Source organism: Paenibacillus sp. MY03, from assembly GCF_002165585.1.
In the GTDB taxonomy this organism is placed as follows: Bacteria; Bacillota; Bacilli; order Paenibacillales; family Paenibacillaceae; genus Pristimantibacillus; species Pristimantibacillus agaridevorans.
In genome coordinates this window covers 1-26,719 of record NZ_MXQD01000005.1, presented here as the reverse complement: position 1 = coordinate 26,719, position 26,719 = coordinate 1, and the positions used below count along the sequence as shown (strand labels likewise).

The window sequence follows — 26,719 nt, the reverse complement described above, 5'->3', positions numbered from 1 at the left end:
CCGTGATTCGATTAAACAAAATTGTCATCTTTTCCTAATCTCCTTTATGAGGTTGTTCAAAAAGTCCGCTTCTCATTACGATGTGATCCTGGAAGCTTACTCGACGTCGAATATTGAATTCAGCCGAATCTTCCGGTGCTCACGTAGCTTCCACTACGCTCCGCTCCTCAGATCCTAGCTTCATCCAATCTTCTCGGTACTGATAACCGAACTTTTTGAACTCGCACTTTTTGGATGAGGCTTGTCGTTGCGCTCCGCTTAAGTTGCCCATCTTGACACGGTTCCATGAGAGGGTATCATTAGGGAAAATCGACTTGCACGGGAGGAGAGTCATCTATGGACAACACGACGACGATTCGGATCGCATTGCTTCAGATGAACATCGAAGCAGGGTTTCCCGAGAGGAATTTCGCCAAGCTTCAAGAGATGATGGAGAAAGCAATGGAGGATAAGCGCAAGCCGGATGTGCTGATGTTTCCCGAAATGTGGAATACCGGCTATGCTTTGGAGCAGATCGAGGATCTTGCCGACCCCAACGGCAAACAATCGACCGAACTGCTGTCGGCTTTCGGCAAGAAACATGGCGTCTATATCGTCGGCGGTTCCATTGCCGAGAAGCGGGAGGACGGCGTATATAATACGACGCTTGCTTTCGATCGGGAAGGGAACAGGATCGCGGATTATGCCAAGATGCATCTGTTTCGTCTTATGTCGGAGGAAAAATACCTCAAGGCCGGCAGCCATACGGGACGTCTGGAAATCGAAAAAGCGGAAGCGGGAATGATGATCTGCTACGATATCCGGTTCCCGGAGCTCGCAAGGAAGCTTGCGCTTGACGGGGCGAAGCTGCTCTTTGTGCCGGCGGAGTGGCCTAACCCGCGTCTGCACCACTGGCGTACCTTGCTGACGGCGCGCGCCATCGAAAACCAGATGTACGTGATCGCGTGCAATCGGATGGGGCAAAGCGGAGAGACCTCTTTTTTCGGTCATTCCATGATCATCGATCCTTGGGGCGAGATCGTCGCGGAAGCCGGCGAAGAAGAAGTGATATTGTTCGGAGACATTGATCTCAAGCTTGTAGACGATGTGCGGACTCGCATACCCGTATTCGAAGACCGGAGACCGCAGCTGTACAATTGACGATGACGAAGCGGATCGAAGAGAAGAAGGAGCTGGGGTGTAGCGCCCTAGCTCCTTCTGTTCTGGTAATGGCCGATCGTCTCGTTTAATGTGGAAATAAAGGATCGGGCGGCCTTCGACAAGTAACGTCCCTTGCGGCTGGCAATGACAAGCGTCCGTGTCGGCCTGGTGCCGAGCTGCAAATAGGCGGGGGAGAATTCTCCTCCTGTCGGCCGCGTTAGCATCTGCGGGACAAAGGCGATGCCCATGCCGCCCGCCACAAGCGACTGAACGGTCTCGATATTGCTGCTCTCGAACACAATCCGCGGGGTAAAGCCGGATACTTCGCATAGCTCCACCGTAATTTGACGGAAGCCCTGACCGCGTTTCAGTCCGATAAACGGCTCTTGCTTAAGGTCGGCGATATCTACCTCTCCGCCGCGTTTCGCCAGCGGATGCTGCTGCGGTACGGCCAGGCAAATCTCTTCTTCCAGATAGGGCTCCCAGGAGAGGGAGTTGTCGATGAGAGGAAGCGACAATAAGCTGATATCCGTGCCGCCGCTGGCCGTCAACTGCTCCAATCGGGAGGTTGTCTCCTCTACGAGCACCACTTCGATTTGGGGATACAGAGCTCCGAAGACGGGGAGAACGAGCGGGAGGACATGAGAACCCGTAATGGGCAGCGTGCCGACCACGAGCCGTCCGCGACGCATTTGCGCCATGTCGTCCATCTCCTGCTTGAGCTGTTCGACGGCGTCCAAAATACTTTGGGACTTCTCGACGAACACTTGTCCCGCTTGAGTCAGCTCCACGGAGTTCGTCGTACGTCGGAACAAAAGCAAGCCCAGTTCCTGTTCCAGCTTGGACAATTGCTGGCTTAACGAAGGCTGGGCGATGTGCAGCTTGTCGGCGGCGCGGGAGAAGTTTTTTTCGCTGGCGATCTGAATGACGTAATTCAATTGTCTAAGTTCCATGGCGCGAAACCAGCCTTTCTTTTTCGAATAGTGGGATTCAAAAAGTTCGGTTCTCAGTACAAAAGCGTATGCTTCCGATGCTGCGTTTTTTTCAAAAACGCTGTAGAAGATTGGATGAAGCTAGAACCTGAGGAGCGGAGCGTAGCAGCGCTACGTGAGCATAGGCTTAGGTTCGGCAAACATTGGGCCCCACGAAAGTAATAGGAATTGGCATCGAAGCTTCCCTTCACTTTCGTGGGTATCAGGAAATATTCGACGTCGAATAGGCATCTAGAAATACTTCGTAATGGGAAGCGGAGTTTTTGAATTACCTTTTATAGTCGTTACCTATAGTGGTTATAGATATTATATCTTAGATCAATGAAGAAAGACATGTTATCATGATAACAAATTATTAGTTTGTGAAAGTGGAAAGCAATTACGAACTCATGGGGTGAGCATAATGTCGAAAAAAACAATGTTCGAAAAAATTTGGGATAATCACGTTATTCATCAGGAAGAAGGCAAGCCAAGCGTTATCTACATCGACCTGCAGCTGGTGCACGAAGTAACTTCGCCGCAAGCGTTCGAAGGTCTTCGCATGACGGGCCGCAAGGTTCGCCGTCCGGATTTGACTTTCGCCACGATGGACCATAACGTGCCGACGAAGGATCGCTTCAATATTACGGATCCGATCTCCAAGCAGCAGATCGATACGCTGACGCAGAATTGCAAGGACTTCGGCGTAAAGCTGTTCGATCTCGATAACATCGATCAAGGCGTAGTTCACGTTATGGGTCCGGAGATCGGCCTGACGCATCCGGGCAAGACGATCGTTTGCGGCGACAGCCACACATCCACGCACGGCGCCTTCGGCGCATTGGCGTTCGGCATCGGCACAAGCGAAGTGGAGCACGTCATGGCGACGCAATGTCTCCAGCAATCCAAAGCCAAGACGATGGAAGTCCGCTTTAACGGCTCCCGCAAGCCAGGCGTAACGGCGAAGGACCTTATCCTTGGCGTTATTGCCCAATACGGCACGGATTTCGCAACGGGCTACGTTATCGAATACACCGGCGACGCCATTACCAGCTTGACGATGGAAGAGCGTATGACGGTATGCAATATGTCCATCGAAGCCGGCGCGCGCGCAGGTCTGATCGCGCCAGACGAGACGACTTTCAACTATCTGCGCGGACGCGAGTACGCGCCTAAGAACTATGACGAAGCCGTTAAAGAGTGGAAAAAGCTGACGACGGACGAAGGCGCGACCTATGATACGGTCGTCGAATTTGACGTCGACGCCTTGATCCCGCAAGTAACCTGGGGAACAAGCCCGGGTATGGGTACGGACATCACTTCCAAGGTGCCGAATCCGGCCGACCTGCCAACGGAAAACGAACGCAAAGCCGCCGAAAAGGCGCTTGAATACATGGATCTGAAGCCAGGCACGCCTATGACCGAGATCGAGATCGACTACGTGTTTATCGGCTCCTGCACGAACGGCCGGATCGAGGATCTGCGCGCTGCCGCAGAGATCGCCCGCGGCTACAAAGTAAGCGAGAAAGTAACGGCAATCGTCGTACCGGGCTCCGGCCGCGTCAAGCTGCAGGCGGAGAAGGAAGGTTTGGACCAGGTGTTTATCGACGCCGGTTTCGAATGGCGCGATGCAGGCTGCTCCATGTGCCTTGCGATGAACCCGGACGTTCTGAAGCCAGGTCAGCGCTGCGCATCGACGTCCAACCGCAACTTCGAAGGACGTCAAGGCCGCGGCGGCAGAACGCATCTGGTATCGCCGGCAATGGCGGTAGCTGCGGCGGTTAACGGACGCTTTACAGACGTGCGCGATTGGGAAGTTAAAGCACCGGTTTTGAACTAACCTGAGGAAACGAGAGAGGGGATTAACAGATATGGAACCATTTAAACAACTAACAGGAATCGTAGCTCCCGTTGACCGGGTTAACGTCGATACGGATGCGATCATCCCGAAACAATTTTTGAAGCGCATCGAGCGCAGCGGCTTCGGCCAATTCTTGTTTTTCGAGTGGCGCTTCCACGAAAACGGCGAGGTTAACGCCGATTTCGAGCCGAACAAACCACGCTACGAGGGCGCTTCCGTCCTGATCTCTCGCGCCAACTTCGGCTGCGGCTCCTCCCGCGAGCATGCGCCTTGGGCGATTCTCGACTATGGCTACCAAGTCATTATCGCGCCTTCTTACGCCGATATTTTCTACAACAACTGCTTCAAGAACGGCATCCTGCCGATCAAGCTGAGCGAGGAGCAAGTGGAGGATCTGTTCCAACGCACGGCGAAGAATGACGGCTACAAGTTGTCCGTCGATCTGGAGAACAAGGTGTTGTCGGACGAATACGGACTTCGCATCGAATTCGATCTGGACGAACACCGTCGTCAATTTTTGCTTCAAGGTTTGGACGATATCGGACTTACGCTTCAACACGAGGACAAAATTACCGCATACGAGCAGAAGCACGCCGCTCGTCTGGGCTAATCCCGCAGAGACAAGGCGAAACGGCTACGCCGTCCTTTGGCGGCGGGGCGCGTTTCGTTCCGAGAAATATAGAGAAAGTGCGGCGAAATCATATACTTTCCTATATTTTAAAAAAGAGGACATTCCGGCCCAAAGTCGGATGTCCTCTTTTTTCCTCTAATCGCAACTTTTTATGGTGGAATGCGTCTAATGGTTGTCCGATCTGTCGAAAGTGACAGGGTGTATCGGACAAATCAGTCATCGAGGTGGGAAATGAAAAAGTTTGTATCCATTCTGCTGCTCATGTCGTTATTGTTCACGTTGTTTGCGTCCGTAGGGCATGCTGCAAGCACTCCGCCCAAGCTGTTCCTGAACGGCAAGGAGCTGCTGTCGGATGTGGAACCCCGAATCGAAAAAGGTTCTACATTAGTGCCGCTGGCCATTCTTTCCGAAGGACTAGGGTACGAGGTCGAATGGGAAGGCGGACCGAAGAAGGTTACCGTCAAAAACGATTCGACCGTCATCGAGCTGATTATTAATCAGACTTCGATACGCGTCAATGGCGAAGTGAAGGAAATCGACGTCACGCCGCCGAAGCTTGTGAACTGGAGGACGATGGTTCCTGTTCGATTAGTTGGCGAACTATTAGGGATATCGTTCGAATGGAAGGAAGATGTTAGAGAAGTACATATGTTCGAGAAGGCGGAAGAACCGAAGCCGGGAACGGAAACGCCGGAGACGCCCGCGGTCGGTTACATAACGGCTGTTAACATGGACGAGCAATCCGTCATCCGCATCTCCCATGCCGGAGCGAATGCGCCGGGGAAACCGAAACTGCTGGATAATCCTCGCAGACTGGTCATCGATTTTCCTTATACGGCCTTCATTCCGCAACTGGCAAATACGATAGGCGCAGACGGACAAGCCAAGATAACAGTCGAAAACAATCCGCTTCTGACATCCTTCAGATACTCGCAGTTCTCAGCGAGTCCGCTAACAGCTCGATTGGTTGTCGATTTGGGCGATGATACGGGATACGTGCTGACCTCCGGAGAAAATGAGTTCGCGATCGCGCTCATGCCTTTATCGGAAGTGCCGGCTCAACCTGTTGATCCCGAAACGCCAACTGAGCCGGAAGAACCGTCCACTCCAGAGCCGTCCACTCCGCCCGACAATTCTGCGGACGTGTACGACATCGTGCTCGATGCCGGCCATGGCGCCAAGGATCCAGGGGCTTACAGCAAGTCTTTGAACCGCTGGGAGAAGGAATTCAACTTGTCCGCAGTGCTCAAGATCAAGGCGGAGCTCGAGAAGGACAAACGTTTCCGCGTTCATTTGACGCGCAAGGACGATACTTTCCTAGAGCTGATGGATCGAGTGAAATTCGCCGAGAACGTTAAGGCTGATCTCTTTATCTCTGTTCACGCTAACAGCTACGATAATACGAGCGTGAGCGGCGTCGAGACCTATTATGAACGTGCGAACAGCAAGGCATTTGCGGAGACGATGCACAAATACGTACTGGCGGGTATGGGAATACGCGATAGAGGCGTCAAAAAAGCTGCATTTAAGGTAATCAAAGAAACGACGATGCCTGCGATTTTGATCGAAGCCGGATATTTGAGCAATGCTTCAGACGCAAGCGCTTTGTTTAATACTAAAACACAGGATAAACTTGCAGTGGAAGTTGCCAAAGGAATTAAAGATTATTTGAAGCTGAAATAGAAAGCGAGGTTGATCCAAGATTATGAAAGCTGGAAAACTTCGAGTGATCCTCGGCGTTGCCGCATGTACGTTATTACTTGCCGGATGCGGCGTCAATGAGCCGGGCAACGTCGCAGGAGGCAGCGTCGTATCGCCCTCGCCAAGCGGTGCTCCTTCAGAGTCGCCGCTGCCAACGGCAAGTCCCGCACCGACGCCGGAACTTCTTTCGCAGGAGGTGTCCGTTTATCTAACCGACGAACAACTGCTTGAGATGATCGAAAGAAAAGTGACGATCGAATTCGGCAGCGAAGAGGAACTTCTGAACAAGACGATCGAGGCGCTGCAGGAAAACGAGGAACCGAACCAGTCGCTGTGGAACGGTATCGAAATTCTCTCCGCTACGATAAATGAAGGTATCGCGACCATAGATATCAAAATCCCTGACGAGTCGAGGTTAGGGGCTCCAGGCGAGATGATGTTGATCGATTCCTTAAAGAAAACGTTGTTTCAATTCGAGTTCATTGATGGTATCCAACTGCTCGTTCAAGGCGAACAAGTGGAAAGTCTGATGGGGCATGTCGATCTGGAGCATCCTCTTAAAAAAGATTAGCGCAAGTGCGAGTTCATTGGTTGAATGAACGGCCGTTGCCGCCAAGTGACGGTAATGGCCGTTCTGCATGGAAGCGGGAGGAACTTTGTCGCTCAATGACGAATAAGTAAAAGTGGAATTTATATGTATACATAAAGCTCTAATGCGAAGGAGATATGCCTAATGTTATTGCATGAAACTTGGAAAAAAATTATGACGGGCGCGCTTGCCTTCACGCTGGTAACGGGCAGCGGAACGGCCCTGTTGTCGACTCCGGTCCCGGTATCCGCGGAGGAAGCAGTCTCAACTAAAGCATTGCCGTTTACGGATATGCCTAATGGTCACTGGGCAGAAAAACATGTGGCCAAACTGTCGTTTCAAGGCGTTATTACGGGATATTATGACAAGAATACCGATACGTATACGTTCAGACCAGAGAAGAGCATCAGTCAGCAGGAGGCCGTGCTCCTTGCTCTTCGATTTGCCGGTTTGGATGACATGGCGGATGAGGATTCGCTAATCGTATTCGGAGAAAAGTTTACGGTCGGCGAGTTCTATAAAAAATATATCGAGCTTGCTTTTTCCGAAGGGCTCCTTGATCGCGATGAGGAATATCAGTTGGCCGCGGCCGATCCCGATACCGAATGGGGCTCGAAGCCTGCCAGCCGCGAATGGGTTACGAAGCTCATCGTGAAGGCCATCGGGCAGGAGGCGGCGGCTTCGCAGCTTGAGAACGCGCCTTCGCATTTCACCGATGCAAACGACGTGCAGGTTCGTTATAAGGGTTATGTGAACGCAGCCTATCAGTTGGGACTGATCAAAGGTTTAACCGATACGGAATTCGCGCCTAAAAACGCCATAAATCGTGCAAGCTTGGCCACCTTGTTTAGCCGTGCGCAAACCAGCTTCCCTATGGACTATCCCGGACAAATAAGCGGCGTTGTTTCCGATTTGGGCGAAGACGCCATTATGATCTATGATGTCGGAGAAGAATTGAAGTTTACGCTTGATGCGAACACGCTCTATTATCATTACAATTCGGAGAAAGCGATCACTAAGGATCAATTGCTGGAATACGGCGACGTCTCCGTCATCGCCAAAGACGGCAAAGCTTTATACGTTGAAGTTCTGGGCGATGTGCAACATACGGATTCGATCTCGGGTACGTTCGCGCGTTATAACGAAGCTTCGAAAATCTTTTATCTATGGATTGACGATAAGCCGGTTGAAATCCAATACAGCGATGCCATGAGGATTGAAGATACGGAAGGCAAAGTATTGACGCTCGCCGATATTAAAGCCAACGCTGCCGTGACCGTCGTGCGAGAAGCGTTTGGAAAATCTCCGCAAGCCATTAGTCTCGTTGTTGCAGCTGAGCAGGCAGTTACGCTTATGACGGGCGATTTTTATTCCGCAGATTCCAAAACGGTAACGATCACCAAGGATGGAGATTTGGTATCGAAGTTTCTGGCCGTCGGCGCAACGGTTGAAATTAGCGGATTAGCCAATGCCGCGATTGGCGATCTGATCCCCGGCAGCGATAAGGTCGAGGTCAGCTTGAACGATGAAGGCAAAGTAACAAAGATCAAAGTTCTCAATCGCGACGTGAAGGTGCTTGCGGGAGCGAGAATCGTGTATTACGACAAAGCGGATAAATTCGTGACGGTGCTTGGCAGCGACAAACAGCCGCTATCTTTGAGTTTGACCGACAAAACGATTTATAACTACTTGGGAACGACAATGGATAGAGAGGCGGCAATGGCTCTCATCAATAGCAACGTAAACGTTGTAATCAAACATACGGGCGCAAATGTCGTTTCGGTTAATTTTGTATTGAATTATGCAGGAACGATTACGGAGATCGATACTACAGCCAAATCGTTAACGGTTCTGACAACGGAAGGATACACCGTCAAAATCCCTTATACCGTTACCGGAGTGGAATGGTACAGCCGTCCTACGGCCACTCTAGCCGATTTGAAGACTGGCGATTCCATTACGGTGGCTATGAAGATGGACAAGGTTGAAGCGGCTTCTATTCGAGTTCATCGCACAATAGCATATGACGTCGTATCCGTGGACGTTGCCAACAAAAAAATGGTTATTAAAAACGCGGTCAATGATTCCGTTACGTTAACATTAACGAATGTGAAGATGTTGAAGCCGGACGGAACGAATGCACTTATTTCCACATACAGAGCTGGGGACAAGGTAGAAGTATCTTACATTGGCAATACTGTGATGCAGGTACAAGAAGTAAACACGAATAGCGGTTCCAACGGTTAAAAGCATAGTATGACTCTTGCAGTAGGTCAATGCGGGAACATTTTGTGAAAAAACTGCCCTTACGGGCGGTTTTTTTTTGGAAATCATGGGATTGGTAGTTGCGAAGCGTGTCAAATTTCGCTACACTTTGAACGATAGTGTTGTTACTCTGGAGGACAGCGATGAATGCGAAGCAGAAGATGCGTCATATATTGGATATCATCGCCGACATGTTCCCTGACGCGCATTGCGAGCTGAATCACGACAATCCGTTCGAGTTGACGATTGCCGTGCTGTTATCGGCTCAATGCACGGACGAGACGGTGAACAAGGTGACGGCAGACCTGTTCCGAAAGTATAAGCGTCCCGAAGATTATCTGAGCGTTCCTCTCGAAGAGCTGGAGCAGGACATCAGGCGAATCGGCTTGTTCCGAAGCAAGGCTTCGAATATACAGAAGCTCAGCCGCATCTTGATCGACAAGTACGAAGGAGATGTGCCTCGGACGCACGAAGGACTGATAGAGCTTCCCGGAGTGGGCAGGAAGACAGCCAACGTAGTTATGTCAAATGCATTCGGCGAACCCGCAATTGCAGTCGATACGCATGTGGAGAGGGTGTCTAAGCGCCTTGCCATCGCGAAGTCGGATGACACCGTATTGGAAGTAGAGCATAAATTGATGAAGCTGGTGCCTAGAGACGAATGGACCTTGACGCATCATCGACTCATCTTCTTCGGACGTTACCATTGCAAGGCTCAAAGTCCGCAATGTCCGATTTGTCCGCTGCTAGATTTGTGCAAGGAAGGCAAAGCACGTATGAAGCCGGCGGCCAAGACCAAACATAAAGGTAAGAATACCAAATCAAGAGTCGAAGGATGATGAATATGAAATGTATCTCCGTGTACACAAACAATTTTGAACTATTCTCGGATATTTACGAGCAAGTCCTTGAATCTCCTCCCAAGGAGAATGAAGATATCGTCATCGATGGCATTACGGTGAGCGGATCAGGCGACGTGCCGGATCAATATATTGATCGTATGCGCGTCAAGCCCGAGGTTGTCGTGATGAAAGAGAAAGAGCGCAACATTATGATTCTTCAGCATGGCAATGTATTCGAGATTTGCCTGCCGTCGACAGAAGAAGAAGAAGCGGTATAAGAGCGAGTACAATAGTATGGAGATGACGAAAGTAATGAACGTGCAGAACCTAGCTGAAGCGTTACACAAGATCGGCGCCGAATTGGAAGCCGCAGGCGACCATACCCGTGCCGTACAAGCGCAGGAGCTGAACAGTAAGCTGACCGAAGGTCGGCTTACTGTTGCTTTATGCGGACATTTCTCGGCAGGCAAGTCTACGCTCGTCAATGTGTTGTGCGGCGCGAAGCTGCTTCCCTCCAGTCCGATCCCTACAAGCGCAAACGTCGTTTCGATCCGAGGCGGCGACCGGGCGATAGCCTATGTAGAGACGGAAGCCGGAGGCGTCGCTTCTCACGCGGAGGTGCCGATCGACGATCTGGACACTTATTGCAAGGACGGAGAGAAATTCCTGTCCGTCTCGATTCGATACCCTAGCGACCTGCTGGGATCGGAGATGACTTTGCTTGATACGCCGGGAATCGATTCGACGGACGATGCTCACCGGATGGCAACGGAATCCGCTCTCCATCTGGCGGATGTTGTTTTCTACGTCATGGATTACAATCACGTCCAGTCCGAGATCAACTTCGCATTCGCGAAAAGCCTGAAGGACTGGGGCAAGCCGCTTTATTTTATCGTTAATCAAATTGATAAGCACCGGGACCGCGAGCTTAGCTTCGAGGCCTACAAGAGCAGCGTAGAGGATGCGTTTCACGCCTGGCACTTGGAGCCGGCAGGCATTTTGTACCTCTCCCTGCGTCAGCCGGACCATCCCCACCATCAATGGGATACCCTTCTGTCTCTGATCGAGCAGCTTAAGGAGAAGCGGGAGGAGCTCTGCGCATACAGCGTGGATGCTTCGCTGCGCCATCTGGTTAACGGTCATGTCAAATGGGAGAACGAAAGCCGCGAGCCGGAACGCGAAAGACTAACGGATGAAGCGGGCGGGGAAGAGGCGCTGAGCTCCGTCAAATTGGAAGCTGCGCGGCTGAGAGACAATATCCGGTCGTTGGAGGCTGAAAAGGAACAATATCGTACGCGGCTTCGTACGGAGCTCCAATCGATACTGGATAACGCCAATATTACGCCGGCCGCTCTAAGGGACCTGGCTCATTCGTTTCTGGACAGCCGCAAGCCAGGCTTTAAAGCCGGACTGTTATTTGCCGGCGCCAAGACGGCCGCGGAGCAGGAGCGGCGCCTTGCCGTGTTCCGCGCGGAGCTTGGCAGCTTGATCATTGCGAGCATGGACTGGCATGTAAAGCAGTTGCTGAGGCAAGCGGCATCTGCCGGAGGTTACGCCGGCGAGCAATTGGAAGCTTTGCTGACAGAACGTCTAGGCTGGACGCCGGACGACGACTGGCTGGTTTCGAGAGTAAAGCAAGGCGCCGTATTCGGCAACGAATACACGATGACTTACAGCAAGGATATGGCTGGGGATGTCAAAAGCGAATACCGGCGGCGCGCGATGGAAGTGATCGATATGCTTGCGGATCATGCGGCAGCTTCCGTAGACGCCGATATTGGGGCTGCGAAAGGAGAGCTTGCCGTCCTCAGCGGCAAGACGTCTGCGGTCGATGCGCTTCATGACCTGGAGCTGGCTATCAAGCGCAGGGAGGAAGAGCTCCGCCAGATGCAGCCTGACGCGTTAATGAGACCGCAGCTGCCAAACCCTGCGGAGATGGTGCTTGCGGGAGCGAGCGGGCGGACGCAGTCGTATGCGGGCTCTTCCTCGCCGCCATTGCGCTCGGCTAGCGGCAGAGAAGATGATGCATGCCGTATGAAGCAGGAAGTTGCCGCAGCTGCCATAGCCATTGCTAAGTCGGAGACGGCGGATGAACGGACGATTGACCGTTCTTCGTCCATCCGCTCGAAGCAGTTGGCTGCTTCGAAGCGAATGAGGCAAGCTGCCGACCTGCTGGAGCCGCATGCCATACTGCAAGCTGCTGAGGCGGCACTTGCGGAGAAGGCGCGTCGTCTAGGAGACAGCCGGTTTACGATCGCGTTGTTCGGAGCGTTTAGCGCGGGCAAATCCTCGCTTGCAAACGCCTTGATCGGAGAAGCCGTATTGCCGGTATCTCCGAACCCGACTACCGCGGCTATCAATCGTCTAATGCCGCCTACCGGGCAATTCGGGCATGGCACTGCACGGGTCGCTATGAAGTCTAAGGAAGCCATCCTGGACGATCTGCGGTACTCCTTGTCCTTGCTCGGCGAACGCGCGACCAAGGAGACATTGCCTGATGGAGCGTCGATTCTTGCCATTATCGATAAACTATCGCCGGATTCCATCGGCGCCGGCGGCAGACCTCATTACAGCTTCCTGCGCGCGGCAAGGAACGGGTGGCACGAGCACGAAAAACAGTTGGGCATGGAACTGCATGTCGATCGCGAAGAATATGCAAAGTTTGTTGCCGACGAGTCGCGCTCCTGCTTTGTAAGCGAGATCGACTTCCACTACGATTGTCCGCTGACGGCGGAAGGCATCGTCTTGGTCGATACGCCTGGCGCCGATTCTGTTAATGCAAGGCATACGGGCGTTTCTTTCAACTACATTAAAAACGCCGATGCCGTTCTGTTTGTTACTTATTACAATCACGCCTTCTCCCAAGCGGACCGGCAGTTCCTGGATCAGCTTGGCCGCGTGAAGGACCAGTTCGAGCTGGACAAAATGTTCTTTATCGTCAATGCCGCGGATCTGGCTGCCGACGAGGAAGAGCTGCAGCATGTTCTGATGCATGTGGAGCATAATTTGCTCCAACACTCCATCCGGCATCCTCGGCTGTATCCCGTCTCCAGCATCGAAGCGCTGGACGGCAAGACGGAGCGCAATGAGGCGCTTCTTATTCGCTCGCGAATCACTGCTTTCGAAGGGGACTTCCTCTCCTTTATAGCAACGGATCTCGGCGCTCTCGCTATCGATTCCGCTGACCAAGAGCTCAAGCGGACAATCGGGCAGCTGGAGGGCTGGATTGCAGGAGCGCAAGGCGACGAGTCGGCTCGCGAGGCCGAACGCGTCAAGCTGGAAGCCTCCATGGGCCGAGTTAATGAGCCGATGGATCGGCTGCGTGCCGCGCGTTTGCCGGAAGGTCTGAAGCAAGAGATGTCGGAGCTGCTGTATTATGTGGCTCAACGGCTGCAATTCAGGCTAGGGGACTTCTTCCATCTAGCCTTTAACCCTGCGTCCTTGCAAGATGACGGCCGAGACCTAAAGCGGGTCGTCTGGACGTCCTGGCTGGAGCTCCAGCGCCTTATTCAACATGAGCTGTCCCAGGAGCTCCTGGCGACTTCGCTGCGCGTTGAGCGGGCACTGAACGGCGAGTTGAAGAAAGAGCACGCCGCATGCTCGCTGGGGCTTGGCGAGTTGCTGCCTGGCTACGAGGCGGCTCCATATGCGCCGCAATCGCTTGTCGTACCGGAGGAAAGCGCGATGTGGCAAGAAACCTCCATCGAAGCCAAATGGTTGTGGAGCCGATTTAGGTCGCCGCGACAATTTTTCGAAGGAGAAGGCAAGGGGCAGTTGCGCAAGGAGCTTGAAGGCATCCTGGTGCCTTCCATTCAAGCGTGGACAACCGCATCCGCGAGTCAGTGGCATACACATTACGGCCGCGAGTGGGATAAAGCTTCGGAGCAAGTAGGTAAAAGTCTAATAACGGATGTATTGGCCTATGCCGAGGGCAAACGTCAATCGCTTGCCGGCGGCTCAGCCGTGCTGGAGCTGACGACGCTTAGAAAAAAATTAATCGATATCCAAAAAGTCTGATCCAGTCCGCCTTCCATATCACGATTCGCTTAATGCTTTTGCCGGTGCGGTTCCGCCCGGCAAAAGCTTTTTTTATTTTTGTGTGCAAACGTGCAAAAACGGAGCAATACGTACATTATGGCAATCAAACGAGATCATTTGGGAGGTATCGAGCATTCCTTACCCCCAATCGCCATAATAAGCGGATACACTCAATAATTCGCAAAATTATCGAATTTGCTCCTCCATAACGATGCTGGTAATATGCACTCATACTTAAGAAAACAGATGGGGAGATGGATTTTCTTGGACGTACTGAGGCAGTTAAAAGCCTTTTATTGGCCGGATAAAAAGTTGTTGTTCGGCTCGATCCTGTTCTTGATGATCGCGACTGCACTGGGGCTGGTGTATCCGAACCTGCTGCGTTACCTGATTGACGATGTAATCACACCGGAGCGATTTGATCTCGTGCCTGGTCTCGCAATGCTGGTCGTTGGCGTCATTACACTGAAAGCGATTAATCAATTTTTACATGGATTTCTGGGAGGGAGACTGGGCAACAAAATTGCCTATAACCTTCGAAACGCATTGTACGACAAACTGCAGACCTTATCCTTTCAATATTACGACAAAGCGAAAACGGGAGACCTGATGTCCCGATTGACGGCCGATCTGGAGGGGATTCGTCAATTTATCGGATTCGGCTTCGCGCAAATTCTCAATATGGTGCTGATGGTCGTATTCGGCGGAGCGATGATGATGTATTTCAACTGGCAATTGACTCTCATTATTTTGCTGCCGATTCCGATCTTGATTTTCCTGGCGCTTAAGTTCGAACGGAAGATCCATCCCGCTTTCCGCGAAATGCGTCAGGCCATGAGTGATCTGACAACAGCGGTGCAGGAAAATATTACGGGCGTTCGTACCGTCAAATCATTTGCGCGCGAAACCCATGAGGTATCCAAGTTTTCAATTCGGAGCGACGCGTATCAGCAGAATCAGGTTAGAGCGTCGTCCATATGGGCGCGGTTTTTCCCGGCGATGGAGCTTACGGCGAATATGTGCGCGGTCATCCTGCTGGTCGCAGGCGGCATTATGGTCATTAATCAATCTATGTTGCTGGGCGAGTTCATTGCCTTTTTTAGCTTGATCTGGTACATTATCGGCCCGATGTGGGGTCTCGGCTTTCATATTAATGCTTATACGCAATTCAAAGCTTCCGGCGAGCGCGTCCTGACATTGCTCAATGAACATGTTCACGTGAAAAACGTAAAAGATGCCATCGTGGCGAATGACAACCATGTAGCAGGGCATGTCCGCTTTGAAAACGTGACGTTTAATTACCCGGACAAAGCGCCGGCGATCACCTCTCTCAGTCTGGATGCCCCGGCTGGTTCGGTCATAGGTTTCCTGGGAGGAACGGGCTCCGGCAAATCTACGGTTATCCAGCTGCTAATGCGTGCTTACAATGTGAAGCAGGGCAGCATTACGCTCGACGGCATCGATATTCGAAACCTGGACGTACAATCGCTCAGAAGGCAGATCGCTCCCGTATTCCAGGAAACCTTCCTGTTCTCGGCTTCCATTCGCGACAATATCGCTTACGGCGTTGGCGGCGTAACGGACGAAGAGATTATAAAGGCGGCGAAGCTGGCCAAGGCCCATGACTTTATTATGGAAATGCCGCTTGGCTATGATACAGTCGTTGGCGAGAGAGGAATGGGGTTGTCTGGCGGCCAGAAGCAGCGGATCGCCATCGCCCGTGCATTGATCAAAAACCCGCGTATCCTCATCCTCGACGACGCGACGAGCGCTGTCGATATGGAGACGGAACATGAAATTCAGGCAGGCTTCAAGGAATTGATGGCTGGCAGAACGACTTTTATTATCGCACACCGTATTTCCTCTTTGCGCCATGCCGACGAAATTATCGTCCTGGACGAAGGACATGTCGTACAACGGGGAACGCATGAGCAGTTGATCGCTCAAAAAGGTCCTTATCTGGATACGTACCGCATCCAATATGCGGATTATATTGAGAAACAACAAGCAGAAGCCGGTCGGTCGCCGATACCGGGAGTTTACGAAGCTCGGAGGAGTTCGGTACAATGAGCGCAAAAACACAGATGAAAGCTAGAAACAGAAACGAAAGATTCGTCTACCAGGACGACGAAGAAATCGAAAAGCCGTTTAACTGGGCGCAGCTGAGGCGGTTGTACAATTACATGAAGCCGTACAATCGCCAGCTGATGCCAGTCATCATCATGATGGTGATCGGAACGCTGACGCGGCTGACGAATCCGCTGCTCATGTATTTCGCGATCGATAATGTGCTGGATGCCGATAAAGGCTCGAAGAACGTCGGCGAGCTGGTTGCGGTCGCGGCGGGGATGCTGGCCCTGTACGCCATACAATGGGTTTCCAACATGTATCGGATCAAATATACGAACATCATCGGCCAAAAGGTTATCTATGACCTACGCAAGCATTTGTTTCAGCATATCCAAAAGCTGTCGTTCCGCTTCTATGACAAACGTCCTGCGGGCTCCGTGCTTGTGCGCGTCACGAACGACGTCAACGCGCTGCAGGAGCTGTTCACGAACGGCGTCGTCAACCTGTTGATGGACTGCATTCAGCTCTTCGGCATCGTCATCATATTGCTGGCGCTAAACGTGAAGCTGGGTCTTGCGGTTATGATTACCGTACCGATCATGTTTGTTGTATCGTCCTCCTTGCGGAAGCGGATTCGATTCGCCTGGCAGTCGGTACGGATGAAGCAGTCCCGTATTAACGCCCACTTGAACGAAAGCATTCAGGGAATGAAGGTCACGCAGGCGTACGTGCAAGAGAAGGATAATATGAGCTTCTTCGACCATATGAACACCGACAATATTAAATCTTGGAATAAGGCATCCGCGCTTAACCAAATGTTCGGTCCGATCATTGAAGTGACGGCAGCAATCGGCACATGCATTCTGTTCTGGTACGGTGCGACGCTGATTCAGAATGAAGTCATAACGGTCGGCTTGCTCGTGGCGTTCGCCAATTATATCGGCAACTTCTGGGATCCCATCAACCGGCTGGGTCAAATGTACTCGCAGCTTCTGATCGCTATGGCCTCGTCGGAGCGGATCTTCGAATTCATCGATGAAGAGCCGACGGTAGCAGAGGCCGGCAACGCCAAAGAACTACCCGCGATCCGCGGGGACGTCACATTTGAGAATATTGTCTTCGAATACGAGAAGAACAGACCTGCGCTCAAAAATGTCAGCATCAACGTCAAGGCGGGTCAATCCATCGCTTTAGTCGGCCATACGGGTTCCGGCAAAAGTACGATCATCAACCTTTTGTGCCGTTTCTATGATCCCGTACAAGGACGCGTTCTTATCGACGGAATCGACATCCGCGACGTCTCGATCGAAAGCTTGCGCTCGCAGGTTGGCATCGTGCTGCAGGATACGTTTATCTTTTCCGGCACGATCCGCGACAACATCCGTTACGGACGTCTGGACGCGACGGACGCCGAGATCGTCAAGGCGGCGCAATCGGTTCACGCGCATGATTTTATCATGAATCTGCCAGACGGGTACGACACTCAGGTCGAAGAACGCGGCAACGTCTTGTCTATGGGCCAAAGACAGCTTCTATCCTTCGCCCGTGCGTTGCTGGCCGATCCGAAGATTCTGATCCTAGACGAAGCAACGGCCAGCATCGATACCGAGACGGAGCTAAAAATTCAGGAAGCGCTCAAGACTCTGCTTAAGGATCGCACCTCGTTCATGATCGCGCACAGGCTGTCCACGATTCGCCATGCGGACGATATCATCGTGCTGGATCATGGCGTCATCGTCGAACAAGGCGATCATGCAGCATTGGTCAAAAAACAAGGCGTCTATAACGGCCTGATCGAAGCCCAGTTCAAGTTTGTATAAAGTGCTGAAGGTTGAGGTTTGAGGTTTAAGGGTTGAACGGTTTAAATATAAATGAAGTTCAAAAAGTTCGCATTTCAGTACCGAGAAGATTGGATTCAACTAGAATTTGAGGAGCGGAGCGTAGCAGAGCTACGTGAGCACCGGAAAATTCGGTTGAATTCAATATTCGACGTCGAATAAGCTTCTTGAGATACTTCGTAATCAAATGCGGACTTTTTGAACAACCTTATATTGATTTTTGGTGGGAGAACCTTCAGAATGGAGACTATCAAAGTTTCCAGGAGGGTTCTTTTTTTATGTATGGATCACCGTTATCCCAGCAGGCCCGCAAAATGATGATCCTCGGCTCCGGAGAGCTCGGGAAAGAAGTTGTGCTGGAGGCTCAGCGTCTCGGCGTCGAAACGATTGCCGTGGACCGTTATGACAACGCCCCGGCCATGCAGGTGGCACATCGCAAATACGTAACGGACATGCTGGACGGTGACGCTATTCGCCGCATTATCGAAGAGGAACGGCCCGATCTAATCGTACCCGAGATCTAAGCGATTGCGACGGAGACGCTGCTTGCACTGGAGGCCGAAGGACATCATGTCATTCCGACTGCCCGTGCAGCACGGCTGACTATGGATCGCGAAGGCATCCGCAGGCTGGCTGCGGAGACGCTTGGCCTCCCGACGGCGCCGTATCGGTTCGCGGACTCTCTCGACGAGCTGCGCGCCGCAGCTGCGGAGCTCGGGTTCCCTTGCGTGATCAAACCGATTATGAGCTCCTCGGGCAAAGGACAAAGCGTCTGCCGCTCCGAGGCCGAGCTTGAGAGCTGCTGGAACTACGCCATGGAGGGCGGCCGAGCAAAAAAAGCGCGTATTATCGTCGAAGGGTTCGTTACGTTCGACTCCGAGATCACGCTGCTTACGGTACGCTCCGTTTCCGGCACAAGTTATTGTCCGCCGATCGGTCACGTTCAGAAAGACGGGGACTATATCGAATCATGGCAGCCTCATGAGATGAGCGAAGCTCACATTCGCGAAGCGGAAGACATTGCGCTTCGAATTACGGAGGAGCTGGGAGGCTACGGTATTTACGGCGTAGAGCTGTTTCTAACGCCGGACGGCGTACTCTTTAGCGAGGTATCTCCTCGTCCGCATGATACCGGCATGGTTACGATGGCGACGCAGGATCTGTCCGAATTCGCGCTGCATGTACGCGCCATTTTGGGTTTCCCGATCCCTGCAATCAGATTGCTGACGCCTGGCGCATCGCATACGCTCAAGGCAGATCGCGAATCAGCGGAGTTCCGCATCGGCGGTATCGAAGAAGCCTTCTCCGTGCCTAACACGCAAGTCCGTCTATTCGGCAAGCCGGAGACGAAAACAGGCAGACGAATGGCCGTGGTACTGTCCAGCTCCGTCGATGTTGAAGCGGCTCGCGATCTTGCGCGTACGGCGGCGGAATGTCTCCATATCGACTATAAGTGAAACTTCAACTTCCATAAAAAAAGTAGGTGAATTACGACAATGGGCAAAAAAGGAAAGCCGCAAGGGCAGCGGCGGCCCGCCGCTCCGACTTCGGAGCCTGAGCAGCAAGGCGCGACGCTTAAGGAGCTGCTTGGCGCGGATGTGCTTAATAAGCTGAAGGCGCAAGCGGATCAGCTTAAGCAGGAGGATGCGGACCGCAAGGAACGCGAACGCAAGGAAGCGGAAGAAACCAAGAAACGCGAGCAAAAGCTGAAGGAGAACGACTTCTCTTATTTGCTGAACAACAGCGACCCAAACTGGAACAAATACAAGTAAGGCTGTTAGCCATGTTGCTAAAGCCGAACCTCCAGCCAGTCTTCGCCATACGATGATGTAAGGATACGTGCGTCGAAAGCTTAAGCAGCGGCGCTCCGAGCATGGGGAGGCGAAGACATGCAAGTGAAGGTTAGGCCGGGCGACACGCTGTGGAAGTACAGCATATGGTTCGGCATCCCGTATCAGCTCATTCTGGACTCCAACCGCGAAGCCGCCGCAGGCGTGCTGGCTGTAGGCGATACCGTTCAGATACCGGGATATATATGGGCAGAACATACGGTTATTGCGGGAGACTCGCTCTGGCGGATAGCGACGATGAACGGCGTATCTGTGGACTTGCTGCTTCAGAGCAATCCCGAGCTGCAGGGCGAGATGTTGTCCATCGGCTCCAAAATAGCGGTTCCTAGACGCGTTACACGGCGCGTCGTGGAAGCCAGGCGTCTTTATGGATACGGTTCCTTGCTCGAGGATATGAACAGGCTGACGGATATTTATCCCTTCCTCGTCCGATCGGACATCGGCACTTCGGTCATGGGCAAGCCAATCCCCGCGTTAGGTATAGGGAACGGCAACAAAAAAATTCATTTTAATGGAAGCATGCACGCCAACGAATGGATTACGACGCCCGTACTCATGCAGTTCCTGAATGATTATTTGCTGTCTTTGACAAATAGTATGGATCTCGGCGGGCTGGCGATGTATCCGCAGTACTTGACGACGACATTGTCCATTGTTCCGATGGTCAATCCCGATGGCGTCAATCTCGTGGTAAGCGGTCCGCCGGATGGAGAGCCGTTTAGAAGCGAAGCGATTGCGATCAATGGCGGGAGCAACGACTTCTCCGGATGGAAAGCGAATATACGCGGCGTAGATCTCAACAAGCAGTTTCCCGCGCTCTGGGAGCGCGATGCCGTTCAAGGTCCTCAGGTCCCTGCTCCGCGAGATTACTCCGGCACAGCGCCGCTAACGGAGCCGGAGGCGCGGAGTCTCGCCGAATTCACGCGCGCCAGCGGGTTTCAGCGCGCCTTGGCGTTTCATACGCAAGGCAAAGTCATATTCTGGGGGTTCGAGGGACTGGAGCCGCCTCAATCCGAGGTGCTAGCGAACGAATTCGCGGCTGTCAGCGGATACGAAGCGGTGCGTAATGCGGACAGCGCAGCCGGCTACAAAGACTGGTTTATCCAGGACTTCCGGCTTCCCGGATTTACCGTGGAGCTTGGCAGCGGCGTTAATCCTCTTCCGATCGAACAATTCGGCGAGATCTATGATTCCGCTCTGAGCATTATGCTTGCAGCCTTGTATATGTAACCCGCGCAAATTTGAAAGCATGCATATAAATCACGGCCAATTCGCTCATCCCGGAAGGGCCTCGATAGAGGTTTTCAAATATTTTTAAGTCGGGGATGCCCAGGCGGCATCCTTTTTTCGCGGATTCGGCATAAGGAGGCGCGGAATTGCGCACTATGGTAACAACTTCATTGCGCCAGGAACATCTGTCATAGACTCGTTCATACTTGTCAAGAACAGACGATTTTAGACGTCAAAATTTTACTTTTGCGAACGTTCGTTTGTTTTTATATAATGGGTAAATTGCAGATTGACTTTACGAATGGATAGTCTTGCTTTAAAATAGCTTGGAGATATTACGAGTATCACGGACTGGGGGAAGCTCATGAGTGAGCAAATGGATGTAATCGCGAACGGAACGGCCGCGGAAGGCAATTATGGGGCCGATGATATACAAGTGCTCGAAGGATTGACAGCTGTCAGGAAACGTCCGGGGATGTACATTGGCAGTACAAGCTTATCCGGCTTGCATCATCTCGTTTGGGAGATCGTGGATAACGCAGTGGACGAACATCTCGCTAAATTCTGTTCCGCGATCGATGTGACGCTGCATAAAAACGGCTCCATTACGGTGTACGACAACGGGAGGGGCATCCCTACCGGCATTCATAAGACAGGTATACCGACGCCGCAAGTCGTATTTACGATCCTGCATGCAGGCGGAAAGTTCGGCGGCGGCGGATACAAGAAGTCCGGCGGTCTTCACGGCGTAGGCGCATCAGTGACAAACGCGCTGTCGGAATGGCTGGAGGTAGAAATCTATCGCGACGGCAAGATACATAGGATGAGATTCGAATATTGGATCGATGACAATGGCAAGGAGCACGTCGGCGAACCCGTCACGGGTCTGGAGGTCATCGGCAACAGCAATCGCACCGGCACGAAAGTAACGTTTAAACCCGATAGCAGAGTATTCCAGAACGGATCGTCGTTCAACTACGATACGCTGGCAGAGCGGCTGCAAGAAATTGCTTTCCTGAACTCCGGGCTTAAAGTGACGATCAAGGATGATCGCAGCGGCAAGGACGACGTCTTTCATTACGAAGGCGGCGCAAGCGAGTTCGTGCAATTTTTGAACGAGGGGAAGACGGCGCTGCATGACGTCGTCCACTTTGCCGGCGACCGCGACGACATTGAAGTGGAGGTGGCGCTCCAGTACAACGACGGGTACACGGAGACGATTGCGTCTTTCGTGAATTCTATCCCTACCCGAGGCGGCGGCACGCACGAGACGGGCTTTAAGACGGCCTACACGCGAGTCATGAATGATTATGCCCGCAAGGCTGCATTGCTGAAGGAGAAGGACAAGAACCTGGAGGGCAACGATCTGCGCGAAGGGATGATGGCCGTCGTCAACATCAAAATGTCGGAGGTGGAATTCGTCGGTCAGACGAAGGACCAGCTCGGCAGCGCTTCTGCCCGCAGCGCGGTTGATGCCGTCGTAGCCGAGAAAATGCAGGTATTTCTGGAGGAGAATCCGCAGGTAGCCCAATCGCTGCTCAAGAAGGCCGTGCAGGCATCCAAGGCGCGCGAGGCGGCGCGCAAGGCGCGCGAAGAGATCCGAAGCGGCAAGAAGAAGAGCGAGAGCTCCAATCTGGGCGGCAAGCTGACGCCTGCGCAGTCGAAGGACTACACGCGCAACGAGCTCTTTATCGTGGAAGGCGATTCCGCAGGCGGATCGGCGAAGCAAGGACGCGATTCCAAGCATCAGGCCATCCTGCCGCTCAAGGGCAAGCCGATGAATCCGGAGAAGGCCAAGCTTGTCGACATCCTGAAAAACGACGAATACAAAGCTATCATATCCGCCATCGGCGCAGGCGTAGGTCCCGAATTCGAAGCGGATGAGAGCAACTACAGCAAAATCATCATCATGACGGACGCGGATACGGACGGCGCCCATATCCAGGTGCTGCTGCTGACGTTCTTCTACCGGTATATGAAGCCGCTCATCGATACGGGGCGCATCTATATTGCACAGCCTCCACTGTACAAAATTACGCGCAAATCCGGCAAACTGGAGACCGTGCGTTACGCTTGGACAGACGAGCAGCTGCAGAATTATCTTAAGGAATACGGCAAAGGCTACGAGCTTCAGCGCTACAAGGGTCTCGGAGAGATGAACCCGGACCAGCTGTGGGAGACGACGATGAATCCGGAATCGCGTACGCTGCTCCAGGTACAGATCGAAGACGCGGCAAAAGCAGAGCGTCGCGTATCGACGCTGATGGGCGACAAGGTCGACCCTCGCAAGCGATGGATCATCGAAAACGTAGACTTTACCGAATATGAAGAGTAGAGGAGGATCCGCATGAGCAGCCTGGAACAATTTCTGCCCGCGTTCCTGGAGGAGGTCGTCGGAGACCGCTTCGGACGTTATTCGAAATATATTATTCAGGACCGCGCTATACCCGACGTCCGCGACGGTCTCAAGCCCGTACAGCGGCGTATCTTATATGCCATGTACGACGCGGGCAACACGCCGGACAAGCCGTATCGCAAGTCGGCCAAGACCGTCGGCGACGTCATGGGCAATTATCATCCCCACGGCGACTCCTCTATCTACGAAGGCATGGTGAGAATGGCGCAGCCTTGGAAGATGGGCCATCCGCTTGTCGACGGCCATGGCAACTGGGGATCTCAGGACGACGATCCCGCCGCGGCGATGCGGTATACGGAAGCGCGGCTGTCCAAGATCGCTATGGAGCTGCTGAGAGACATCGATAAGCGAACGGTACAGTTCAAGGACAACTTCGACAATACAACGAAGGAGCCCGTCGTACTGCCCTCGCGTTACCCGAATCTGTTGGTGAACGGTGTCAGCGGCATTTCCTCCGGCTTTGCGACAGAGATTCCGCCGCATAATTTGCGGGAGGTTATCGACGCTTGTATTGCTTATATGAACAATCCCAAGCTGCCTCTGGAAGAACTGATGGGAATCGTTAAAGGTCCGGACTTTCCGACCGGCGGTCTTATCATGGGCGAGGAGGGGATACGGGAAGCGTATACAACCGGCAAAGGACGCATCTACATTCGTTCCAAGACGGCCATTGAGGATATGCGCGGCGGCAAGCAGCAGATCGTCATTACCGAAATCCCTTACCAGGTCGTCAAGTCCAGACTGGTCACCGCGATGGAAAACATCCGCCTGGAGAAAAAGGTGGAGGGCATTGCCGAGGTTCGCGACGAAAGCGGCCGGAACGGGCTGCGCATCGTCGTAGAGCTCAAGAAGGACGCGGATGCGGGCGGTATTCTGGCCTATTTGCTCAAAAAGACGGACTTGCAGGTGACCTACAACTTTAATATGGTCGCGATCGTGAACAAGGCGCCTCAGCAGCTGGGCTTGATGCCGATGCTGTCGGCCTACGTGGACCATCAGAAGGAAGTTGTCACCCATCGGACCCAGTTCGAGCTGGAGAAGGCGGAGGACCGCGCTCATGTCGTCGAAGGACTCGTTAAAGCATTAAATCTGCTGGACGAAGTGATCGCGACCATCAAGGCTTCCAAGAACCGTGGCGACGCGCAGGACAACCTGGTCGCGAAATTCGGCTTCACGGAGCGCCAAGCGGACGCGATTTTGACCTTGCAATTGTACCGGCTGACGAATCTGGAAATTACATCGCTCGAGAAGGAGCTTAAGGAAGCGCAGAAAAAGATCGCTTATCTTCGTTCCATCCTCGAGAGCGAGAAGAAGCTGATCGGCGTCATTCGGGACGAATTGAAGGAGATCCGCGACAAGTACGGCATCGATCGCCGGTCCGATATTCAAGGAGAAGTCGAAGAGCTGAAGGTGAATCTGGAAGTCATGGTAACCCCCGAGGATGTGCTTGTTACGCTCAGCAAGGACGGTTACATGAAACGGACCAGCATGCTGTCCTTCACGCGTTCGGGCGGCGAGCTCGACAATTCCGGGGTGAAGGACGGAGACGTCATTCGCGACATGCTGCTCGTCAATACGATCGACAGCCTGCTGTTGTTCACGCGCAAGGGGCAATTCTACCTGCTGCCTGTCCATCAGATTCCGGAATTCAAGTGGAAGGATACGGGAACCGCGATCGTAAACATTATTCAGCTGCCTAAGGACGACGGCATCGTCAGCGTCCTTCCCGTCAAGGATCTTAACGAAGCCGGCCAATCACTTGTATTCGTTACAAAACGTGGACAAGTAAAACGTACCGAGCTGAAGGAATATGCAACGACCCGATCCACTGCCGTAGCGGCTTGCAAGGTTGCCGACGGCGACGAAGTCATCCATGTTACCCAATCCGACAATTCCAAGCACATCGTGCTTGTGACGAAAAACGGCATGAGCATTCGCTTCGAGGAATCCGAGGTCAACCCGATAGGCCGTGTTTCAAGCGGCGTGAGGGGCATCGCACTGAAGGACGACGATGAGATTACGGCAGCGTTATGGGTTGCCGATGACGAAGGCGAAGTGCTTGTCATCTCCGATCTGGGTTATGCGAAACGTTCGCTCCTGCTGGATTATCCGATTCAAGCCAGGGGTGGCAAAGGCGTGCAAACCTTCGAGTTCAAGGAAGGCAAGCGGGTCCGTCCTAACGGCTCTTCGCTGATTGCCGCTTATTATTGCACGAAGCCGCTCGAGATTGTGGCAATTACTTCTTCAGGCGCCCGTCACATTGCCGATTCCGAGAAAGCTCCGATCGAAGAGCGCAAGTCTATCGGCAAATCGTTGTTCCAGGTAGATAAGCCGGATGTCATTACGACGACATTTATCCGCTCCGCGTCCGCCTTCCATCAATCGTAAGGCTGGCCGGGCGGGTTAAATCTTTCGATCAGCTCCAGCATCACTTCCAGCATGACCCACAGTGGCACCAGCTCGTCAGGGCGGTCCAGCCACTGCGGGTCTTTGATGATGCCGTAAGCTTTTATTTTGCGCAACACTTCCGATTTCCGCTCATCCAACCGAATCACACTCCTCGCCGGCTGGTTGCTGCTTCGTTATCCGCACGATGCGCCCAGCTGTCGCCTCATTATATGTCTGCTTCTGTCAAACGGTTCGAAATGATGGCGATAAGAGGCGTAAACTATTAATCGGGTTAACCTTTTATTCGACATGGACGATCGGTATAATAGAGTTAAGAGAATGGATTGGGAAGGGAGCAGGAGGAGGTATGATTGCCGAAGACTTTACGAAGGTGTGGACGAAGCTGTCGCGCGATTGGAAGATGAATTTGGAGCAGGGGCTCGCACCGCTCACCGAAGGACAGTTGAACGTATTGGAGCTGCTGCTCGAGTCGGACCGCATGAAGCCCTCCGACCTGATCCCATATTTGTCCACGACTCCGGCGGCCGTAACGACTTTGCTCGATCGGATGGAGCGAAACGGTTTAATCGTCCGTTCGCGGGATGATCAGGACAGGCGTATCGTATGGATTACGGTTTCTGAGCAAGGCAAGTCGGAAGCGGAGCGGGGAAGAAGCGTTCGCAGCAATCTGATCGCGGAATCGCTAGATCGCATCTCTGCCCATAATCAACAGCTGCTGGTGTTGTTATTAGGCAAGGTAGCCAATCATTAGTTTGTGAGACTTCTGAACAACAAGTCGAAAAATCTAACAGACACCATGAGGCTGTCGATTCATTGTGAATAACTGAGCTGAAACGATCTGCTTTCGCTAACGGACCTCAGAGCCTCT

General features: G+C 52.7%; 18 protein-coding genes and 1 pseudogene. 17 read left to right on the top strand and 2 right to left on the bottom strand.

All coding sequences use genetic code 11. The annotated features are described in order from the left end of the window. The first annotated feature begins 336 nt into the window (after nucleotides 1-336). Nucleotides 337-1,140, top strand: a complete 804-nt coding sequence (locus tag B1748_RS05820; protein ID WP_087566947.1) for a carbon-nitrogen family hydrolase — start codon at nucleotides 337-339, stop codon at nucleotides 1,138-1,140. A gap of 47 nt (nucleotides 1,141-1,187) precedes the next feature. On the opposite strand, the gene B1748_RS05815 is transcribed toward B1748_RS05820, so the two are convergent. Continuing rightward, nucleotides 1,188-2,093 carry a LysR family transcriptional regulator gene (locus tag B1748_RS05815; RefSeq protein WP_087566946.1) on the bottom strand — a complete coding sequence of 302 codons (906 nt, stop codon included), beginning with the start codon at nucleotides 2,091-2,093 and terminating at the stop codon, nucleotides 1,188-1,190. Nucleotides 2,094-2,535: 442 nt separating this feature from the next. On the opposite strand from B1748_RS05815, the gene leuC reads away from it, so the two are divergent. The 15 genes and pseudogenes from leuC to gyrA all read left to right on the top strand — a co-directional run bounded on the left by leuC (nucleotide 2,536) and on the right by gyrA (nucleotide 25,830). Then, nucleotides 2,536-3,951, top strand: coding sequence for a 3-isopropylmalate dehydratase large subunit (gene leuC / locus B1748_RS05810; RefSeq protein WP_087566945.1), 1,416 nt, complete (start codon nucleotides 2,536-2,538; stop codon nucleotides 3,949-3,951). A gap of 31 nt (nucleotides 3,952-3,982) precedes the next feature. Beyond that, nucleotides 3,983-4,582, top strand: a complete 600-nt coding sequence (leuD, locus tag B1748_RS05805) for a 3-isopropylmalate dehydratase small subunit (RefSeq protein ID WP_087566944.1) — start codon at nucleotides 3,983-3,985, stop codon at nucleotides 4,580-4,582. A 252-nt stretch (nucleotides 4,583-4,834) separates the two neighbouring features. Then, entirely contained in the window at nucleotides 4,835-6,286 is a 1,452-nt protein-coding gene (locus B1748_RS05800; protein WP_179215425.1) for an N-acetylmuramoyl-L-alanine amidase, read from the top strand. 22 nt (nucleotides 6,287-6,308) lie between these two features. Then, nucleotides 6,309-6,875 carry a GerMN domain-containing protein gene (locus B1748_RS05795; RefSeq protein WP_087566942.1) on the top strand — a complete coding sequence of 189 codons (567 nt, stop codon included), beginning with the start codon at nucleotides 6,309-6,311 and terminating at the stop codon, nucleotides 6,873-6,875. A 162-nt stretch (nucleotides 6,876-7,037) separates the two neighbouring features. Continuing rightward, nucleotides 7,038-9,140 carry an S-layer homology domain-containing protein gene (locus B1748_RS05790; RefSeq protein ID WP_087566941.1) on the top strand — a complete coding sequence of 701 codons (2,103 nt, stop codon included), beginning with the start codon at nucleotides 7,038-7,040 and terminating at the stop codon, nucleotides 9,138-9,140. 161 nt (nucleotides 9,141-9,301) lie between these two features. Then, complete coding sequence (nth, locus tag B1748_RS05785; RefSeq protein WP_087566940.1) at nucleotides 9,302-9,997, top strand: endonuclease III; 696 nt, start codon at nucleotides 9,302-9,304, stop codon at nucleotides 9,995-9,997. Between the two features lie 5 nt (nucleotides 9,998-10,002). Then, nucleotides 10,003-10,278 carry an NAD/NADP transhydrogenase alpha subunit gene (locus tag B1748_RS05780; RefSeq protein WP_087566949.1) on the top strand — a complete coding sequence of 92 codons (276 nt, stop codon included), beginning with the start codon at nucleotides 10,003-10,005 and terminating at the stop codon, nucleotides 10,276-10,278. Between the two features lie 34 nt (nucleotides 10,279-10,312). Next, entirely contained in the window at nucleotides 10,313-14,017 is a 3,705-nt protein-coding gene (locus tag B1748_RS05775; RefSeq protein WP_087566948.1) for a dynamin family protein, read from the top strand. A gap of 285 nt (nucleotides 14,018-14,302) precedes the next feature. Beyond that, a complete protein-coding gene (locus tag B1748_RS05770; RefSeq protein WP_087566939.1) occupies nucleotides 14,303-16,108 on the top strand; it encodes an ABC transporter ATP-binding protein in 1,806 nt (601 codons plus the stop codon). Further along, complete coding sequence (locus B1748_RS05765) at nucleotides 16,105-17,928, top strand: ABC transporter ATP-binding protein (RefSeq protein WP_087566938.1); 1,824 nt, start codon at nucleotides 16,105-16,107, stop codon at nucleotides 17,926-17,928. The genes B1748_RS05770 and B1748_RS05765 overlap by 4 nt, the downstream gene beginning before the upstream one ends. A 296-nt stretch (nucleotides 17,929-18,224) precedes the next feature. Further along, nucleotides 18,225-19,403: pseudogene (gene purT / locus B1748_RS05760) on the top strand (formate-dependent phosphoribosylglycinamide formyltransferase). Nucleotides 19,404-19,442: 39 nt separating this feature from the next. Beyond that, nucleotides 19,443-19,718: a YqkE family protein gene (locus tag B1748_RS05755; protein ID WP_087566937.1), complete on the top strand. Its 276-nt coding sequence runs from the start codon at nucleotides 19,443-19,445 to the stop codon at nucleotides 19,716-19,718. Nucleotides 19,719-19,835: 117 nt separating this feature from the next. After that, entirely contained in the window at nucleotides 19,836-21,026 is a 1,191-nt protein-coding gene (locus B1748_RS05750) for a M14 family metallopeptidase (protein ID WP_087566936.1), read from the top strand. A 364-nt stretch (nucleotides 21,027-21,390) separates the two neighbouring features. Continuing rightward, nucleotides 21,391-23,361 (top strand): DNA topoisomerase IV subunit B, encoded by a 1,971-nt coding sequence (parE, locus tag B1748_RS05745; protein WP_087566935.1) that lies wholly within the window; start codon nucleotides 21,391-21,393, stop codon nucleotides 23,359-23,361. 12 nt (nucleotides 23,362-23,373) lie between these two features. Further along, on the top strand, nucleotides 23,374-25,830 hold the full coding sequence (gyrA, locus tag B1748_RS05740; protein WP_087566934.1) for a DNA gyrase subunit A: 2,457 nt from the start codon (nucleotides 23,374-23,376) through the stop codon (nucleotides 25,828-25,830). Here gyrA and B1748_RS36750 read toward each other — a convergent pair. Continuing rightward, nucleotides 25,821-25,988, bottom strand: a complete 168-nt coding sequence (locus B1748_RS36750) for a hypothetical protein (protein ID WP_179215424.1) — start codon at nucleotides 25,986-25,988, stop codon at nucleotides 25,821-25,823. The genes gyrA and B1748_RS36750 overlap by 10 nt on opposite strands. A gap of 209 nt (nucleotides 25,989-26,197) precedes the next feature. Between B1748_RS36750 and B1748_RS05735 the strand changes: the two genes are divergently transcribed. Continuing rightward, a complete protein-coding gene (locus B1748_RS05735) occupies nucleotides 26,198-26,602 on the top strand; it encodes a MarR family transcriptional regulator (RefSeq protein ID WP_087566933.1) in 405 nt (134 codons plus the stop codon). Nucleotides 26,603-26,719: the final 117 nt, after the last annotated feature.